This window comes from Chryseobacterium sp. WX (genome assembly GCF_029542485.1).
Taxonomy (GTDB): Bacteria; Bacteroidota; Bacteroidia; order Flavobacteriales; family Weeksellaceae; genus Chryseobacterium; species Chryseobacterium cucumeris.
The window spans coordinates 275,779-292,222 of the sequence record NZ_CP120710.1; the positions used below are offsets into that span (position 1 = coordinate 275,779).

Here is a 16,444-nt window from a genome sequence, read left to right on the forward strand (position 1 = left end):
TACGATGAAAAGAAGCGAAGAAATTACCAGGCAGTATTTTACTTTTTTAGACAAGCATATTCAGGACGTTATTTCCGGTGCTGCTTCTGAATTTATGGAGCTGAATGAGATCGCCAGAGAGCTTGCGGTTTCCCATAAGCATCTTACCGATACCGTTAAAAAAGAAACCGGACAGCACCCTTGTTTCTTTTATGATGAAAAAATTATTCTTCAGATCAAGCAAATGCTCGTGGGGTCCGATCGATCTGTGGCAGAAATTGCCCGTATCTTTACTTATGATCCTTCCAATTTTTCAAAATTTTTCAAAAAAATGACCGGCTTTACTCCCGGAAATTTCAGAAATTCCCAAAAAGTTTAAATTGACTACTTTTTTTGTTTAATATTGCTATTGCAAGAGATTTGCGCTGTTTTTTATCTCAGGATAGGGATTTGAACGCTCGAATTGTTGTATTTTTAATGCTGTTTAGTGAATTAAAATGTTAAAATAATAGAAAAATAATCTTTTATAAATGAGCTGTTTGTAAAAAATAATTACATTTTTTTATTATTTATATATTAATATTTCTTTATTGTTTGATTTTTTTATTAAATTTAGGTAAGAAAAAACTAATTAATTCAAAAGCGAAAAACGTTAAAAAAGATAGATGTCTATTTAAATACTTTGGTTTCCAGATAATAAGATAAAAATATTGTGTCTTTAATAATATTTAATCTTAACAGAGGCGCTTAAGCCTTTTAAATAGTTATATATTTGTTTCTTTTAAACCACAACAAACAAGATTAAGGATGAGCATCAATTTCACAACAGCAACTATTAAAGACTTTGAGAATATACCAGATAATGATATGGCTCAAAGGGCTGAGATTTTTTATGAATATTTAGACTTTGTAAAGTCTAACGGACACATGAACTACAGACTGAAGAACACTTCAGGAACCAATGCAATACTAAATGTAAATATTGCAGACCAAAACAGAGAATTTGTTAGTTTTGTATCAAGTGATTATTTAGGATTTACACAACACCCGAAAGTAAAGCAGGCCGCTATCGAAGGAATAGAGAAATATGGAACGGGAACAGGAGCTACACCTCTTATCGGTGGCTACTTTGATTATCACAATGCTTTAGAAAAAAGAATTTCAAGTTTTTTTAAAAGAACAGAAGATGAAGCCGTAGTGTTTACTACCGGATATACTGCTAACAGCGCTAGTTTACAGTGCTTAATGCAGAAAGAAGATCTTGCTATTTTAGACATGGCAGTGCATGCCAGTGTACATGAAGGATGTGCTTTTACCAATAAAAAAACATTTCCGCACAATAATTTGGAATCTTTGGAACACATTTTGAAGGTATCTGAAAATCTGTACCGTACGAAACTCGTTATTGTGGACGGAGTATATTCCCAAGATGGTGATACCTCCCGAATTAATGAGATCTATGACCTTGTGAAAAAGTACAATGCCTTTCTAATGGTAGACGACGTGCATGGTGTCGGCATCCTTGGGGAAACCGGAAGAGGTACTTTGGAACAGGCTGGGTTATTGGATAAAGTAGACATCATTACAGGTACATTCAGCAAAACATTTGGAAATCTGGGAGGTTATGTCATTGCAGATAAAAAAATAGCTGCATTCATCAGATTCCATTCACGCCAGCAGATCTTCTCAGCTACAGCTCCACCATCATCCGCAGGAATTGTTAAAGCCATTGATTTAATTGACGAAGAACCTATCTGGAGAGAAAAACTCTGGGATAACATCAATTATTTCAAAAAAGGACTTGACGATTTAGGATTAGATACAGGAGTAACCTGCTCTGCGATCGTTCCCGTAAAAATTGGAGATCCTTATGTAACAGGAGATGTTGGAAAACTACTAATAGAAATGGGAATCTATACCAACCCGATTCTTTATCCGGCTGTACCAAGAAAGGACGCACGTATCAGGATGAGTGTTACGGCAAGACACGAAAAAGAACATCTCGACAAAACGCTTAATGCGTTTGATGATATTAATAAAAAATTGCATATTGCGAAAAAATAATAATTATGCCTAGAAAAGTAGTGCAGGGCCCCATTAGGGACAAAGAAAAAACAAAGCAGAAACTGCTTGCTGCAGTTGGTAAAATTTTAAGAGTAAAAGGATATTCCGGATTAAAAGTAAGCAAGATAGCTGCTGTTGCCGGATTTGATAAAAAATTGATCTATGAGTATTTTGGAAGTACTGATAAGCTGATCGATGAATATATCAAATCTCAGGATTACTGGAGCCAGGTCAACCAGGATGTTGATATGGATTTCTCAGACGGTGGTCACGAACTTACTAAAATGGTTGTATTGAACCAGTTCGAAAACCTGAAGAAAAATAAAGAACTTCAGAAGATCATCCTTTGGGAACTTTCAGAAAGTAAACCTATCCTTAAGAAATTGGTTGAACAACGTGAAGAAGTTGGAGAAGTTTTATTTGGAAACATCTCAGATCCTTACTTTGGTGAAGGAGTAGCAACAAGACACAGAGCAATTATGGCTTTGATTGTTTCCGGAGCTTACTATCTCAACCTCTATACAGGGTACAACGCCAATAAGTTTTGTGGTATCGATCTGAAAACTGAAGAAGGAAGAAAAGAGGTTGAAGCCGCTATTGTTGAGTTGATCGACTTTGCATACAGCAAAAAGAAGTAGAAATTGAAAGTTTTCCGATTTGAGCAGAAATACGTTTTTGTTAATAATTTGAAAACTTTTAATTTTCAAATTAAAACTATATTTCTTACTTTTGGCCAATGGAAAATTTTATAGTATCTGCAAGAAAATATCGTCCTCAGGAGTTTGATACGGTTGTAGGGCAATCCCATATTACGGATACTTTAGAACATGCAATTGAAGAAAGTCAATTAGCTCAGGCATTACTTTTTTGCGGTCCTCGTGGTGTGGGTAAAACTACCTGTGCCAGAATTCTTGCAAGAAAAATCAATGAGAAAGATGGCTCGGTTTCAGAAGATGGCTTTGCTTACAATATCTATGAATTGGATGCTGCATCCAATAACTCTGTAGATGATATCAGAGAACTTATAGATCAGGTACGTTTTGCACCTCAGGTTGGTAAATACAAAGTATATATCATTGATGAGGTTCATATGCTGTCTTCTGCCGCTTTCAATGCTTTCCTTAAAACGCTGGAAGAGCCGCCTGCTCATGCTATTTTTATTTTGGCTACAACGGAGAAACATAAAATTATTCCAACAATTTTATCCCGTTGTCAGATTTATGACTTCAAGAGAATTACCATTGAAGACATTCAGAGTCATCTGAAAAATATTGCCCAAAAAGAAAATATCCAGTATGAAGATGACGCTCTGTACCTGATTGCTCAGAAAGCGGATGGTGCATTAAGAGATGCACTTTCTATCTTCGACAGACTTTCTACCTTCTCCCAGAAAAATATTACCCTGGCAAAAGCCGCCGAAGTACTCAACATTCTGGATTATGATCAATATCTGAATATTGTGGATCTCGCCAAGGAAAACAAAATTCCTGAAGTGCTTTTTGCATTCAATGAGATTGTAAAGAAAGGTTTTGATCCCCATATTTTCATTGCCGGATTAGGAAATCATTTCAGAGATCTGATGATGGCACAGAATGCTTCCACCATGGAACTCATTGAAGTAGGAGAGAAAACCAAGGCTAAATTTGTAGAACAAGGACAGAAATGGGCCGCCCAGCAGCTTATTGATGGTATTGAGATCTGTAACCATGCAGATATTAATTATAAGAATTCCAAAAACCCAAGACTTACGGTTGAAATTGCTTTAATGCAGCTGGCTTCACTGACAGCTAATTTGGGTGATACTAAAAAAAAAAGTTCCTGATACTGGCTCCGTTTCTCAGTGAGAAGCAGGAAGTGAAGATGCCGGAAAATGCCCAGGAGAAAAAAGAAGTTAAAGCAGAACAGCTACCTGCAGCTTCTCAGGCAGTTCAGGAAGTTTCGGTAACAAAAACCACCAGACCATTATCAAGACCTGGAATCTCTTCCGGTTTCAGCATCAATTCCTTTTTGAATAAAGAAGATAAAGTCGAAACAACAGAAGATGTTGTGATAAAATCGGATAATCTTCCTCAGAACCATTTTACAGATACAGATCTGCAGATGGAATGGAAAATTATGCTTAAACAGCTTCAGGTAAAAAATAATTTTGTATTTAATGCTGTCAAGACCTTCAAACTGGTAAAAGCAGATGAGCATAAAATCAAAGTTTTGTTCCCTTCAGATTCTGCAAAAGTAGAATTTGATAAAATAAGTGGAGAATTTTTTAACCATTTTAAAAGAAAAATTCAGAATCATATTATTGAGGTAGAATACGTCAGAGACGTTGAAAATCTGAAGATTGAAGTGGTGACGAAAAGAAAAATGTTTGAAAAATTTATAGAAAAAAATCCACTTTTGAAAGATCTTGATGATTTAATGAAGTTTGATTTGACATAATTTTTATATATTTGTCAAATATTTCTGTCGAAAATAATTTTTTGACAAAAACAAATTACAACCAGAAACGCTAAATAAAGACATTTCCAGAATAAAATGGAAAATTTGACTAACACATATCAGTCTTTTTTTGCACCCGCTAATTACTTTTTTAGCGGTTATTTTAGTTTTTCTGCTTCTTATTATAGAAATTTCAGAACGTATTACCGATTTTATTGGTACTGGTAACTGAATTTCTTTCCAAAAAATACAGGAGAAGTAGAGCCCTATTATTTTCCTGATTCCTTTAAACAATTTTGAACGGCATTTTTTGAAAAGAATTATAAATTAAATTTTATAATCCAAAGGGCTATTGCTGTTAACGAAAAAATTATATAAAAAAACAATAAAATTTAGAAGAATGAATTTAAATGATTTAAAAAATGAATGGATCGATGGGCTTACACAGCCTCTAATGATTGCAGGACCATGTAGCGCAGAAAGTGAAGCTCAAATGCTTGAAACGGCAAGGAGAATTAAAGAATCTAATGCCAATGTGTCAGTTTTCCGTGCAGGAATCTGGAAACCCCGTACCAAACCAAACGGTTTTGAAGGAGTAGGAGTGATCGGTTTGAACTGGCTGAAAAAAGTAAAAGAAGAGTATGGTTTTAAAACAGCGACTGAAGTAGCCAACGCACACCACGTTTTCGCAGCCCTTGAAGCAGATGTAGATGTTCTTTGGATTGGAGCACGTTCTACAGTGAACCCGTTTACGGTACAGGAAATTGCAATGGCATTAAGAGGAACTGATAAGCCGGTATTTGTGAAAAACCCTGTAAATCCGGATCTTGCTTTATGGATCGGAGCTTTGGAAAGACTTTTAGGACAGGACATTAAAAACCTTGGAGTTATTCACAGAGGGTTTTCAACATACCAGAAAACTAAATACAGAAACAACCCGAACTGGCAGATTGCCCTTGATTTCAAGAGCCAGTTTCCAAATATTCCAATGTTAATTGACCCTTCTCACATCTGCGGAAACAGAACTGGTCTTGCTGATATTACTCAGGAAGCACTTAACGTAGGATACCAAGGAGCGATCATTGAATCACACTGCAATCCTGATGAGGCGTGGAGTGATGCTTCTCAGCAGATTACTCCGGAAGTTCTTGCAGATCTTATCGGAAATCTGAAAGTGAGAAGTTCTAATCTTGCTGGTTTTGAAGGAGAGATGGGAAGACACAGAACTTTGATCTCTGATCTTGACTTCCAGTTAATTGAACTTCTTTCTCAAAGAATGAAAATTTCTGAAAAGATCGGTAAACTTAAAAAGGAAAATGACATTGCAATCTTCCAGCCTGAACGTTGGAAAGTCATTACAGAATACGCTACTCAAAAAGCAAAAGAAACTGGAATGTCTCAGGAATTTATTGAAAAAGTATTCAAAGCGATTCACGAAGAGTCTATTGAAGTTCAGAATAATATTATGATTGAAAGATAAATTAAGGATAATAGGAAGAGAAGTATAATTTTTACTATATATTCAGTAAAAAAATAAATCAGGGCTTAGTCATCAGTATTTAGGGCAATTGAAACATGTGTTTTTAAACCTATTTCCTGAATACTAAGCCCTAATTGCGTATATTTGTACCAGTATTATCTATGAAAGGAAAAATCATTAAATCTACAGGCAGTTGGTACCAGGTTTTGGAATTGGAAACAAATAAAATTTTCGAGGCCAGAATCCGGGGGAAATTCAAATTAATAAAAACCAGACTTACCAATCCACTTGCTGTAGGAGATTTTGTTGAGTTCCAATTGGAACAGGATGATATAGCCTGGATCACGAAAATTGAACCTCGCTCCAATTATCTGATCAGAAAATCGGTAAATCTTTCAAAAGAAGCCCATATTATAGCTTCCAATATTGATTTGGCATGCTTTATCTTTACCCTGAAACATCCTGAAACATCTTTAGGATTTCTGGACAGGTTTCTGGCATGCTGTGAAGCCTATAACATCACCCCGTTGATTCTTTTTAATAAAATCGATGTTTTACACGAAGAAGAAATTGAAATTGTAAAAGATATTGAATTCCTATATCAGGAGATTGGATATGATACCCTGGAAATTTCTTCCTATTCTAAATTGAATCTGGACCAGCTTCAGGAGATTCTTAAAGATAAAACTTCCCTATTCTTTGGCCACTCAGGTTGTGGAAAATCTACCTTAGTGAATGCTTTACAGCCGGGATTGAATTTAAAAACTTCTGAAATTTCAGATACCCACCTGAAAGGTAAGCACACCACAACTTTCGCCCAGATGCATTTCTGGGATTTTGGAGGAAATGTTATCGATACTCCCGGAGTTCGTGAATTTGCAATGATTGATATTGAAAAAGAAGAAGTACAGCATTACTTTCCTGAAATTTTCAAAAAGAGAGAAGAATGTAAATTTCACAACTGCCTTCACATCAATGAACCTAAATGTGCTGTTATCGATGCTCTTGAAACAGGAGAAATTCAGCATTCGCGCTATGCTACTTACATTAAATTGATGGACGAGGCAGAAGAAGCTTCTCAGAAATAATCAATAAAATTTATTTAACAGAACAAATTTTGTTAGAAATAATATAGAGACTATCATTGGATGGTCTCTTTTTCTGTTTAAAACTATTTTACCGAAATGACACCGTTGTCAAGGGTAGTACTTTCTTTTGTTAAAGAATAATATTTACCGCTATTATTTTTTTAAGATTAGTTTAATGTATTTGATGGATTTTATTTTTTGTAATTTATTTTTTTGATTTTTAAATGAAAAAAATATTCGTTTTTAAATAACTCTACTTTTCAATTTTACAATTTTGGCAGATAACTCCACTTTTGTCATATTTCTGACCACCATGAGATTGGATTTTCAAAAAATAAAATTATTTCACCAATTGCACTTTAAAGAAGAAAATCGTCAAATATGATTAAATATTAATTAAAAAATTACATAATTAATAAAAAATACCTTCATTTTTTGCAAATAAAAAACCCAGCCGAAGCTGGGTAAAAACTAATAACCATGAAAACTCAAATTAAACATGAGAATCGCAATAGAATAAACAATTACTGTGCCAAAGTTTGTGTTACAATTTCTTAATAAAAGTTATTTTTATGTTAAAAAAAAATTAAAATAAAAATCAAAGATATTTTTTGTAATTTTGCGCCATTAAAAAAATATACATTTATGTCTAACATTACATTCACTATGATTAAGCCTGATGCAGTTGCTGACGGACATATCGGTGCTATATTGGGTAAGATTGCTGAAGGAGGTTTTAAGATCAAAGCTTTAAAATTAACTCAGCTTACAGTTGCTGATGCAAAAAAATTCTATGAAGTACATGCTGAGAGACCATTTTATGGAGAATTAGTAGAATTCATGAGCTCTGGTCCTATCGTTGCAGCAGTTTTAGAAAAAGACAATGCAGTTGAAGACTTCAGAACATTAATCGGTGCTACTAACCCTGCAGAAGCTGCAGAAGGTACAATCAGAAAAATGTTTGCAAGAAGCATCGGAGAAAATGCTGTTCACGGTTCAGATTCTGACGAGAATGCATTAATCGAAGCTCAGTTCCATTTTTCAGGAAGAGAGATTTTCTAAGAAAATCATCTTACAAAATAAAAAATCCGGAGAATTTCTCCGGATTTTGTTTTTATATAAATCGATCTTTCAGGTACTAAAGATTGTTTTCAATTGCTCCCACATTTTCTCTATAGAGTTCCAGAGGTTTATTCAGCAAAACAGCAATGACGGTCATTTGCTTGTCAAGTTTTTCCTTTGGAACGTCAATATAAATAATTCCCGGTCTGTCACTCCAGTACAGTTTATTATAGATCGTATGAGGAAGAATAGTGCCTTCACCCACAACTCTTATTCTGGCAATCTCGTTTTTTATCCCTTTCAGAGCAATAGATCCCGTAGGAACTCCTTCCACAAAAAGATATAGTGTCTGCTTGTCTTTTGATAAAGCGCTCATTCCTGGGTAGTGACCAACAGGAAGGCCTTTTCCTGTTTCAAACAAAGCTTCAGCATGCTTGCTTATCCATTCTATGGTTTCCGGATTTGTTTTAGACGTTTTTTTTATTTTCATGTCAAGGCCATCTTGAGTAAGGTCTTCATGGGTAACTAAATTCTGATCATAGTTTAAAGCATTGGCGATATCATAAACAGCTTCCTGAGTATTTTTGTTTTCCAGAATTTCGGGAAGAGAATGTTTTTCCTTCTTAAAATCGTTCAAAAATGCTGGAGGAGTTTCAAAAGTAAGTTCTGCCACAGTGACATCCTTGTCAAATTTTACTTTGGAGAAATTCAGTGTCAGTGTTTTTTCAGCGTTATAGTCCATTGTAACAACAGCGGATGGATCTCCGATGATCTTTACTGAAAGAGGTTTTGTTGGCACTCCATAAATTTTTGTCAGGTTTTTAGCCTCTTCAAGATAGAGGAATAAAGACTTCTTTGATGTAGACAGTGAAGATTTTCCTTTATAGTTTTCAAACGGAATTCCGCGGGTTGTTTCATAAATGGCATGTTGATTTTTGGAAGTCCATCGACCAAGATTTTTAAGAATCTCAATTTGTTCCTCAGGAATTGTACCATCTGATCTCGGACCAATGTCAAGCAGAAGATTTCCGCCCATGCTGATCACATCTGCCAGGGTTCTGACAATCATATTGGAGGTTTTATAATTTTTATCAAAAGGCTGATATCCCCATGAATCATTCATGGTGTAACAAAGCTCCCAGTATGGATTTTGGGGTGGAATAACAGGAATGCCTTGCTCAGGAGTATCATAGTCTCCGTGATGATTAAGCCTTGAATTAATGATAATATTAGAATTGTATTTTTTAAGTAAATCCAGGGTCTGAGCGGCTTCCCATTCTTCGGAAGTATGTTCCCAGTCTCCATCGAACCAAAGAAGATCCGGTAAATATAGGGTAGAAAGCTCATTGAGCTGACCTTGGTAATAGCTGATAAAATTCTGCCAGCGCTTTGGATCATTTTTGAGTTCGTAGCGTTTTTTTGTCCGGGTATTGATATCATAATACGGATGGCTCCAATCCGGTAACGAAAAATAGAGTCCTGTTTTTAATCCTGATTTTTTCAGAGCAGAAACAAAAGGACTTAGAACATCTTTTTTAGCCAAAGAATTTTGAGGGATAGTTGTTGCTTTTTCCGCTCCCGAATTCCATAGTGAAACTCCGTCATGATGTTTTGTGGTAATGATCGCATATTTTGCCCCGGATTCCTTAATGAGGTTTACCCATTGCTCGGGCTGGTATTTTGAAGCTGAAAAACCATTCAGCTGTTTCATATAATTTTCATGGTTAATATAATTATTGAAGAATGACCAGGACTCTGAGATTCCGTTGACAGAATAAATTCCCCAATGAATAAAAATACCCAGTTTTGCATTGCTGAACCATTCCATTTTTTTGCTGTTATCAACTGTCTGAACCTGTGCATCGATACTATGTGCAGATAGTATCAATCCAAGGAAAACAGCTTTAATCAGACTGCTTTTCATATATAGATTTATTTTAACATTAAATATAGATAAAGAAAACATTATAGTATAGCATAGTTTCTGATAATTGTTGTCAAAACGTTTCTTATTATTGTATTTTTATAAATGGAACGTTTATTGTAAAATTTATCTGAAAAAAGAAATTATGAAAATTCCAGCATTATTGATGGCGAGTTTATTAGCGGTAGGATTATCTGCACAGACGACTAAACCTGAAGCTAAAACAAAAAAGCCTGTTAAAAAAGTAAAGAAAGCGACTTCTACGGATACGGTTGAAAAGAAAAAACCGGGAACACCCAAACCGGTTGTTAAAAAAGATACACTTGTACTTCGTGGACATGGCTGTCCGGCTTGTGGAATGGGATAGAAAATGAGAAAGCCAATATTAGGAGTATCCATGATGGCGGAACCGGATTTTGTTTCTGCTATTTTGCCATTGTTGCACAACAATTCCATTGAAGTGATGGAATGGTCTTTTGATACTCTTTATCATACCAATGAGCCGGACTGGCTTCGGGATCTGTTGAATTTTTACGCGGAAAATAACCGTTTAATAGGGCATGGAGTATATTATTCTTTATTTGATGCGAGATGGACGGCAAGGCAGGAAGAATGGCTGAAGAAATTAAAAGAAGAAGTCAGCCTGCGGAAATACAATCATATCACGGAACATTTTGGTTTCATGAATACTGAGAATTTTCATCAGGGAGTACCATTACCGGTATCTTTACATTCCAAAATTTTACAAATAGGAAAAGACAGATTATACAGACTTCAGGATGCTGTAAATATTCCTGTAGGGATAGAAAATCTGGCATTTTCATTTTCTATTGAAGATGTTAAAGAACAAGGCGTTTTTCTTGACAAACTCACGGAAGATACTAATGGTTTTCTGATTCTTGATCTTCATAATATTTACTGCCAATCCTGTAATTTCGAATTAGAGATGCAGCAGATCATTGATTTGTATCCCCTGGATAAGGTAAAAGAAATTCATCTTTCCGGAGGAAGCTGGCAGGATAGTGTTTATAGAAAAAAGCAGGTGAGAAGGGATACCCATGATGATGTTATTCCTAAAGATATCCTTTCTGTGTTGCCCTCTGTGATGAAAAAATGTCCAAATCTTGAATACATTATTATTGAAAGATTGGGACATACCTTGAAAACCGAAGAAGAAAGAAATTATTTTCTGGCTGATTTTAATAAAGTCAGAACAATCATTGAAACTTCAGACCTGAAATTAAAGCAACAAAACGGTTGGTGTAAAGAAGAAATTAAACTTCCCGCTAAACCTCTGGAAGATTTGCTTTTATATGAAGAGCAGTCAAGGCTTACCCGACTTCTTTATGAGAATGCAAATGTTGAAAACATTAAGCATCTGGATTTTCACTATTTTAAAACTGAAAACTGGGACGCTGAAATGATCCTTACCGCTCAGAATATCATTAAAAAATGGAATCCTTACTAATTCTATTCTCTGATAACCAAAATCAAAATATATGAAAATGACAACATTAGTATTGATCATTACCGCTGTCCTCACTGCTCTGATAGGAGGACTTTTCTATGCTTATTCGTGCTCAGTTGTGCTTGGATTAGGAAAGCTTTCCGACACCGAATACCTAAAGGCGATGCAGAGCATTAACCGCGAAATTCTTAACCCTGTATTCTTTATGAGTTTTATGGGAACGGTGGTTCTTCTTCCCCTATCTACATTTTTGCTCCGCGGACAGCAGCCTGTTTTTATGTTTCTTCTTCTTGCTACACTTGCCTATCTGATTGGCGTTTTTGGAGTCACTGTTGCCGGAAATGTTCCTATGAATGATGCCTTAGATAAGTTTGATATCTCTAATTCTACAGCAGAAACGATCAGGCAGATGCGGGAAAATTTTGAAAACAGATGGAATTTTCTGAATAATATCAGAACGGTCTTTTCAGTTATTTCGATCATTTTTGTGGTCTGTGCCTGTGTCTGGAATAAAGAATTATAATGGATTAAGTGAAAATACCTACTATTAAATTACGTATTTCTACCGATGTGTATGTCTGGTTTTATTCAGATCTTTGTGTTGTTAGCAAGATAGTTTTAAACATTTTCAAATAAGTTGAAAAAAAGATTATAACCAAGACGACTTAAATTTCCAAACAAGAGAAAAGGCAGCCAATGGCTGCCTTTTGTTTATTATTTTGATTCTTTTATATCTTTAAAAGTTCAATGGTTCTTTCCGGACTTTCCGCTGAGAAAACAGCATTTCCTGCCACAAGAACATCAGCTCCGGCTTCAAATAATTTAGAAGCGTTGTCAAGATTTACTCCTCCGTCTACCTCGATAAGTGCTGTAGAGTTGTTACTTAAGATCAGATCCTTGGTTTCTGCAATCTTTTTGTAAGTATTTTCGATGAACTTCTGCCCTCCGAATCCCGGATTTACGCTCATTAACAATACAAGATCTACATCTGCAATAATATCTTCAAGCATTAATACCGGAGTAGAAGGATTTAAAACAACACCTGCTTTTGCTCCTTTGCTTTGAATATGGTGAATGGTTCTGTGAAGGTGGGTACATGCTTCATAATGAACAGAAACAAGATCAGCACCATGATTGATGAATTCATCAACATATTTTTCAGGTTCCACGATCATCAGGTGAACATCCACAAATTTTTTAGCATGCTGCTGAACGGTTTTCATTACCGGGAAACCAAAAGAAATGTTAGGAACAAATCTTCCGTCCATGACATCAATGTGGAACCAGTCGGCCTGAGAATTATTCAGCATTTCAATGTCTCTTTGCAGATTCCCAAAGTCTGCCGATAATAGGGATGGAGCAATAAGCTTCGTTTTCATTTTTACTTTTTATACTTTTACTTAGATTTCTTTCTTTAAAATGGATTAACAACTAAAAAATAATACAGGGAAAAACACCCGAATATAAAAGTTTCTATGATTGTTAATTTGATATGATTAATTTTAATAACCAATAACCTGTCAATTATAAATAATCCTAAAGGTACAACGCTCACAATTAACAACATCTCAAGAATCATATTGTATGCCGACCCTGTTTTGGGAGGATCAAATATTTTATATACAGTTAAAAAGATGATGTAACTAAAAAAGACAGCTGTTAAAACCGATATAAAAGTTGGTTTCCGGATCAGATGATAAAAGACGTTTTTCATGTATATTAATGATACTTCAGTTTCATTTCCGGCTTGATCTTAAGAACTGTTTCATAGATAAGTTTGATGACATTACCTACATCTTCCTTAGATACCATTTCTACCGTAGTATGCATATAACGCAAAGGTAAGGAAATTAAAGCACTTGGTACGCCGCCGTTAGAGTGGGCGAAGGCATCTGTGTCAGTTCCGGTTGCTCTGCTGGCTGCAGCTCTCTGGAATGGTATTTTCTTGGTCTTTGCGGTGTCAATAATTAATTCTCTGATGGTGTGGTGAACACTTGGTGCGAAGAATACTACCGGCCCGGCACCACATTTCTGATCTCCTTCTTTTTTCTTTTCAATCATTGGAGTGGTAGTATCATGGGTGACGTCAGTAACGATAGCAATATTCGGTTTGATGGTGTCCGCAATCATGTCTGCTCCGTATAAACCTACTTCTTCCTGTACAGAATTGGTAATATAAAGTCCAAATGGAATTGATTTCTTATTTTCTTTTAAAAGTCTGGCTACTTCAGCAATCATAAAACCGCCGATTCTGTTATCCAGGGCTCTGCAGACAAAATATCTGTCATTCATTTCAAAGAATTCATCCGGGTAGGTGATCATACAACCTACAAAAATTCCCATTTCTTCCACTTCTTTTTTAGAAGTCGCACCACAGTCGATGAAGATATTTTCAATTTTAGGCGTAGGCTCGTTCTGATTGGTTCTTGTATGAATAGCCGGCCATCCGAATACCCCTTTTACAATTCCGTTTTCACCATGGATATGGACAACTTTTGAAGGAGCAATCGTCTGATCAGAACCTCCGTTTCGGATGACGTAGATCAATCCGTCATCTGTAATATAATTGACATACCATGATATCTCATCAGCGTGTGCTTCAATCACTACTTTGAATTCAGCTTCCGGATTGATTATCCCATAGCAGGTTCCGTAATGGTCTACTTCAATTTTATCTACGTAAGGTCTGATGTAGTCCATCCAGACTTCCTGACCTTTATGTTCGTAACCTGTTGGAGATGATGTGTTTAAATATTTCTCTAAAAATTTCAAAGATTTCTTTTCAAATTTCATAAAAAGGAATGATTTTTGCGTTTAATTTTTCTTCTTATAAGTGTAAAAATAATGAATTTTAGTAAGATTATCTGCCTTTTTATTCTCTTTTTTGGAGTAAGTGTTTTCGGTCAGAAGGATGGGATAGTGGCGAAACCACTCAATCAGTACCCGCCTGAATCTCTGAAAGTGGATGAATTTGGTAATAAATATTATTATGATGAACAGCAGAAGATTAAGGTGTATGAAATCAATGGAGAGCCTGTAGTCGTATTGGATGAGTTGGTTTTAGTGAATAAACCGAGATTTAATAACCAGCTGGATAAGAATTACTATTATTTTCTCAACAAAAAGCTGTACAGGGTATATCCGTTATTTGTGACTGCATTGCAGCAGTACAGAGATATCCAGAAAGATATGAATGATCTGGACAGCAAAGCCAAAAGAAAGTTTGTAAGAGAAAGACAGAATATACTGGCTGACCAATATGAAAAACAATTGAGAGATCTTACGACAACCGAAGGACAGGTTTTTGCAAAGCTGATGAACAGGGCAACCGGAAAAAATGTATTTGAGATTATCAAAGAATTAAGAGGTGGATGGAGTGCTTTCTGGTGGAATGTAAAAGGAAAAATGGCTGATATTGATTTGAAAGAGCGTTATGATCCTCACACCAACAGAAGTGATGAATTTATAGAGTCATTACTGCAGTCCAACTGGAACTCAGGTTATCTGCAGCCTTATCCCGGAGCTAATGATTTTAAAGTAAAGAAATAATAAATTCCTGTAAGAATGCTTACAGGAATTTTTCTTTTAATTTGTCAAATACAATTTTATCTATTGGAAGAGGAAAAGGATTGTCCGGTCTGTCGATATCAATCCATTCTGTTTTTTCAATACAGGGATCCAGAATAATAAAGTCTTCCTCGTTAACGATATCTACTATATAATATATGGTAAGAAGCTGTTCGTTTTCTCTGAAACGCGATACCAGAAAATTTTCCTGAGTATAGAAATGTTCCAGCACATTGATTTTCACATTTAGTTCTTCATCAAACTCACGGTGCAGACATTCAAGAACTCCTTCACCGTATTCCAATCCACCACCCGGAAATTTCATTAAAGGTTCGCCGGCATATTCTTCAAATAAAGTCAGAACTTGTTTATCTTTTACTGCACATGCATACACTCTAATGTTGATCTTATCTATCATATATATAATGTATAATATTTGTATAGCTAATGTAAGGGATTTTGTTGGAAAAAGCCGGAAGTTGGAAGCTTGAAGCTGGAAGTTTAATACTATCTGTTTCCAATAATATTGAATCAACGTATTTTATATATTGATTATTATTTTAAAGTAAAAAATCAAGCATTCGGCTGTAAACGTTCAGCTTCCTTTCTCAAGCTTCCATTCTACAATTTAATTGCATTAATCATCTCTCTTTTTCCCGGAGGTCCCTGTTTTTTCTCCACCTTGAAATTCAGTTCCTGAAGGATTCTTCTTACACTGCCTTTAGAAGAGTAGGTGGTTAATAATCCGTTAATGGCCATTTTGTCAGCTACGAGTTCAAATAATGGCTTTTCCCAAAGGTCTGGCTGTACTCTGGCTCCAAAACAGTCAAAGTAAACAAGATTAATTTTAGGCAGATCAATGTCTTTCAGGTCGAAAAAGTCACATTCTATCTTTTTTAAATTGAATCCACTAATGATTTCTACTGATTTTTCCCAATCTGCCAGATGAATTTTCTGATAAATATTTTTAAACTCTGGGTTATCAAAAAGTTCAAAGTAAGCCAAATCCTTAACTTCGGATTCATTTATGGGGTATTTTTCGAGCGAAAAATAATTGATGACATGATTTTTGTCAGTTTTTAAATATTCATTAATTGTTACCAAAACATTCAAACCTGTTCCAAAACCGAGTTCTAAAATATTAATTTCGCAATCATTTATTAAATTCAGTCCATTTTTGATAAACACGTGTTCGGCTTCCTGCAGGGCTCCGTGATGAGAATGGTAGTTTTCATTTAAATCATTGATAAACAATGTTTTACTTCCGTCGTTTGTGGTCTTAATCTCTCTTTTCAAGCTAATTTTTTGTCAAATTTACTCTAAAATTTTTATATTTAGAAAATTATGTTAAATTTGTAGAACATCGTAAAAATTTT

At 35.2% G+C, this 16,444-nt stretch carries 17 protein-coding genes; 12 read left to right on the forward strand and 5 right to left on the reverse strand.

From position 1 onward, the window contains the following. Nucleotides 1-4: 4 nt before the first annotated feature. The 8 genes from PZ898_RS01240 to PZ898_RS01275 all read left to right on the forward strand — a co-directional run bounded on the left by PZ898_RS01240 (nt 5) and on the right by PZ898_RS01275 (nt 8,109). Nucleotides 5-358: an AraC family transcriptional regulator gene (locus tag PZ898_RS01240; RefSeq protein ID WP_062670370.1), complete on the forward strand. Its 354-nt coding sequence runs from the start codon at nt 5-7 to the stop codon at nt 356-358. Between the two features lie 428 nt (nt 359-786). Continuing rightward, the gene (locus PZ898_RS01245; protein WP_062670368.1) at nt 787-2,043 is read left to right on the forward strand and encodes an aminotransferase class I/II-fold pyridoxal phosphate-dependent enzyme; all 1,257 of its coding nucleotides are present in this window, start codon (nt 787-789) and stop codon (nt 2,041-2,043) included. A 5-nt stretch (nt 2,044-2,048) separates the two neighbouring features. Further along, nucleotides 2,049-2,681 (forward strand): TetR/AcrR family transcriptional regulator, encoded by a 633-nt coding sequence (locus PZ898_RS01250; RefSeq protein WP_034698548.1) that lies wholly within the window; start codon nt 2,049-2,051, stop codon nt 2,679-2,681. 98 nt (nt 2,682-2,779) lie between these two features. Continuing rightward, a complete protein-coding gene (gene dnaX, locus PZ898_RS01255; RefSeq protein WP_120230828.1) occupies nt 2,780-3,865 on the forward strand; it encodes a DNA polymerase III subunit gamma/tau in 1,086 nt (361 codons plus the stop codon). 38 nt (nt 3,866-3,903) lie between these two features. Continuing rightward, nucleotides 3,904-4,479 (forward strand): hypothetical protein, encoded by a 576-nt coding sequence (locus PZ898_RS01260; RefSeq protein WP_228432311.1) that lies wholly within the window; start codon nt 3,904-3,906, stop codon nt 4,477-4,479. A 400-nt stretch (nt 4,480-4,879) separates the two neighbouring features. After that, nucleotides 4,880-5,959 (forward strand): chorismate mutase, encoded by a 1,080-nt coding sequence (locus PZ898_RS01265; RefSeq protein ID WP_047431451.1) that lies wholly within the window; start codon nt 4,880-4,882, stop codon nt 5,957-5,959. Between the two features lie 161 nt (nt 5,960-6,120). Next, nucleotides 6,121-7,047 carry a ribosome small subunit-dependent GTPase A gene (gene rsgA, locus PZ898_RS01270; RefSeq protein ID WP_277694588.1) on the forward strand — a complete coding sequence of 309 codons (927 nt, stop codon included), beginning with the start codon at nt 6,121-6,123 and terminating at the stop codon, nt 7,045-7,047. 645 nt (nt 7,048-7,692) lie between these two features. Beyond that, the gene (locus tag PZ898_RS01275) at nt 7,693-8,109 is read left to right on the forward strand and encodes a nucleoside-diphosphate kinase (protein ID WP_034687444.1); all 417 of its coding nucleotides are present in this window, start codon (nt 7,693-7,695) and stop codon (nt 8,107-8,109) included. A gap of 76 nt (nt 8,110-8,185) precedes the next feature. Here the strand turns inward: PZ898_RS01275 and PZ898_RS01280 are convergent, their stop codons facing one another. Continuing rightward, nucleotides 8,186-10,033, reverse strand: coding sequence for an alpha-L-fucosidase (locus PZ898_RS01280; RefSeq protein ID WP_277694589.1), 1,848 nt, complete (start codon nt 10,031-10,033; stop codon nt 8,186-8,188). A 145-nt stretch (nt 10,034-10,178) separates the two neighbouring features. On the opposite strand from PZ898_RS01280, the gene PZ898_RS01285 reads away from it, so the two are divergent. The 3 genes from PZ898_RS01285 to PZ898_RS01295 are packed head-to-tail and all read left to right on the forward strand — an operon-like array spanning nt 10,179 to nt 12,024. Further along, a complete protein-coding gene (locus PZ898_RS01285) occupies nt 10,179-10,400 on the forward strand; it encodes a hypothetical protein (protein ID WP_277694590.1) in 222 nt (73 codons plus the stop codon). A 3-nt stretch (nt 10,401-10,403) separates the two neighbouring features. Continuing rightward, on the forward strand, nt 10,404-11,501 hold the full coding sequence (locus tag PZ898_RS01290) for a DUF692 family multinuclear iron-containing protein (RefSeq protein ID WP_277694591.1): 1,098 nt from the start codon (nt 10,404-10,406) through the stop codon (nt 11,499-11,501). A 37-nt stretch (nt 11,502-11,538) separates the two neighbouring features. Beyond that, nucleotides 11,539-12,024 carry an anthrone oxygenase family protein gene (locus PZ898_RS01295; protein ID WP_277694592.1) on the forward strand — a complete coding sequence of 162 codons (486 nt, stop codon included), beginning with the start codon at nt 11,539-11,541 and terminating at the stop codon, nt 12,022-12,024. Nucleotides 12,025-12,229: 205 nt separating this feature from the next. Here PZ898_RS01295 and rpe read toward each other — a convergent pair whose 3' ends face one another. Then, a complete protein-coding gene (gene rpe, locus PZ898_RS01300; protein WP_034698534.1) occupies nt 12,230-12,880 on the reverse strand; it encodes a ribulose-phosphate 3-epimerase in 651 nt (216 codons plus the stop codon). Between the two features lie 340 nt (nt 12,881-13,220). After that, on the reverse strand, nt 13,221-14,294 hold the full coding sequence (locus PZ898_RS01305) for a M42 family peptidase (protein WP_062670358.1): 1,074 nt from the start codon (nt 14,292-14,294) through the stop codon (nt 13,221-13,223). A gap of 51 nt (nt 14,295-14,345) precedes the next feature. On the opposite strand from PZ898_RS01305, the gene PZ898_RS01310 reads away from it, so the two are divergent. Next, entirely contained in the window at nt 14,346-15,050 is a 705-nt protein-coding gene (locus PZ898_RS01310) for a DUF4294 domain-containing protein (protein ID WP_062670356.1), read from the forward strand. A gap of 19 nt (nt 15,051-15,069) precedes the next feature. On the opposite strand, the gene PZ898_RS01315 is transcribed toward PZ898_RS01310, so the two are convergent. Continuing rightward, the gene (locus PZ898_RS01315; protein ID WP_110011642.1) at nt 15,070-15,486 is read right to left on the reverse strand and encodes an NUDIX hydrolase; all 417 of its coding nucleotides are present in this window, start codon (nt 15,484-15,486) and stop codon (nt 15,070-15,072) included. 203 nt (nt 15,487-15,689) lie between these two features. Beyond that, nucleotides 15,690-16,364 carry a tRNA (5-methylaminomethyl-2-thiouridine)(34)-methyltransferase MnmD gene (mnmD, locus tag PZ898_RS01320; protein ID WP_062670352.1) on the reverse strand — a complete coding sequence of 225 codons (675 nt, stop codon included), beginning with the start codon at nt 16,362-16,364 and terminating at the stop codon, nt 15,690-15,692. Between the last annotated feature and the right edge of the window lie 80 nt (nt 16,365-16,444).

What these genes read in the sequence shown, in the direction of transcription:
- PZ898_RS01240 (WP_062670370.1), top strand. Translation starts at nt 5, where the DNA reads ATGAAAAGAAGCGAAGAAATTACCAGGCAGTATTTTACTTTTTTAGAC.
- PZ898_RS01245 (WP_062670368.1), top strand. Translation starts at nt 787, where the DNA reads ATGAGCATCAATTTCACAACAGCAACTATTAAAGACTTTGAGAATATA.
- PZ898_RS01250 (WP_034698548.1), top strand. Translation starts at nt 2,049, where the DNA reads ATGCCTAGAAAAGTAGTGCAGGGCCCCATTAGGGACAAAGAAAAAACA.
- dnaX (WP_120230828.1), top strand. Translation starts at nt 2,780, where the DNA reads ATGGAAAATTTTATAGTATCTGCAAGAAAATATCGTCCTCAGGAGTTT.
- PZ898_RS01260 (WP_228432311.1), top strand. Translation starts at nt 3,904, where the DNA reads ATGCCGGAAAATGCCCAGGAGAAAAAAGAAGTTAAAGCAGAACAGCTA.
- PZ898_RS01265 (WP_047431451.1), top strand. Translation starts at nt 4,880, where the DNA reads ATGAATTTAAATGATTTAAAAAATGAATGGATCGATGGGCTTACACAG.
- rsgA (WP_277694588.1), top strand. Translation starts at nt 6,121, where the DNA reads ATGAAAGGAAAAATCATTAAATCTACAGGCAGTTGGTACCAGGTTTTG.
- PZ898_RS01275 (WP_034687444.1), top strand. Translation starts at nt 7,693, where the DNA reads ATGTCTAACATTACATTCACTATGATTAAGCCTGATGCAGTTGCTGAC.
- PZ898_RS01280 (WP_277694589.1), bottom strand. Translation starts at nt 10,033, where the DNA reads ATGAAAAGCAGTCTGATTAAAGCTGTTTTCCTTGGATTGATACTATCT.
- PZ898_RS01285 (WP_277694590.1), top strand. Translation starts at nt 10,179, where the DNA reads ATGAAAATTCCAGCATTATTGATGGCGAGTTTATTAGCGGTAGGATTA.
- PZ898_RS01290 (WP_277694591.1), top strand. Translation starts at nt 10,404, where the DNA reads ATGAGAAAGCCAATATTAGGAGTATCCATGATGGCGGAACCGGATTTT.
- PZ898_RS01295 (WP_277694592.1), top strand. Translation starts at nt 11,539, where the DNA reads ATGACAACATTAGTATTGATCATTACCGCTGTCCTCACTGCTCTGATA.
- rpe (WP_034698534.1), bottom strand. Translation starts at nt 12,880, where the DNA reads ATGAAAACGAAGCTTATTGCTCCATCCCTATTATCGGCAGACTTTGGG.
- PZ898_RS01305 (WP_062670358.1), bottom strand. Translation starts at nt 14,294, where the DNA reads ATGAAATTTGAAAAGAAATCTTTGAAATTTTTAGAGAAATATTTAAAC.
- PZ898_RS01310 (WP_062670356.1), top strand. Translation starts at nt 14,346, where the DNA reads ATGAATTTTAGTAAGATTATCTGCCTTTTTATTCTCTTTTTTGGAGTA.
- PZ898_RS01315 (WP_110011642.1), bottom strand. Translation starts at nt 15,486, where the DNA reads ATGATAGATAAGATCAACATTAGAGTGTATGCATGTGCAGTAAAAGAT.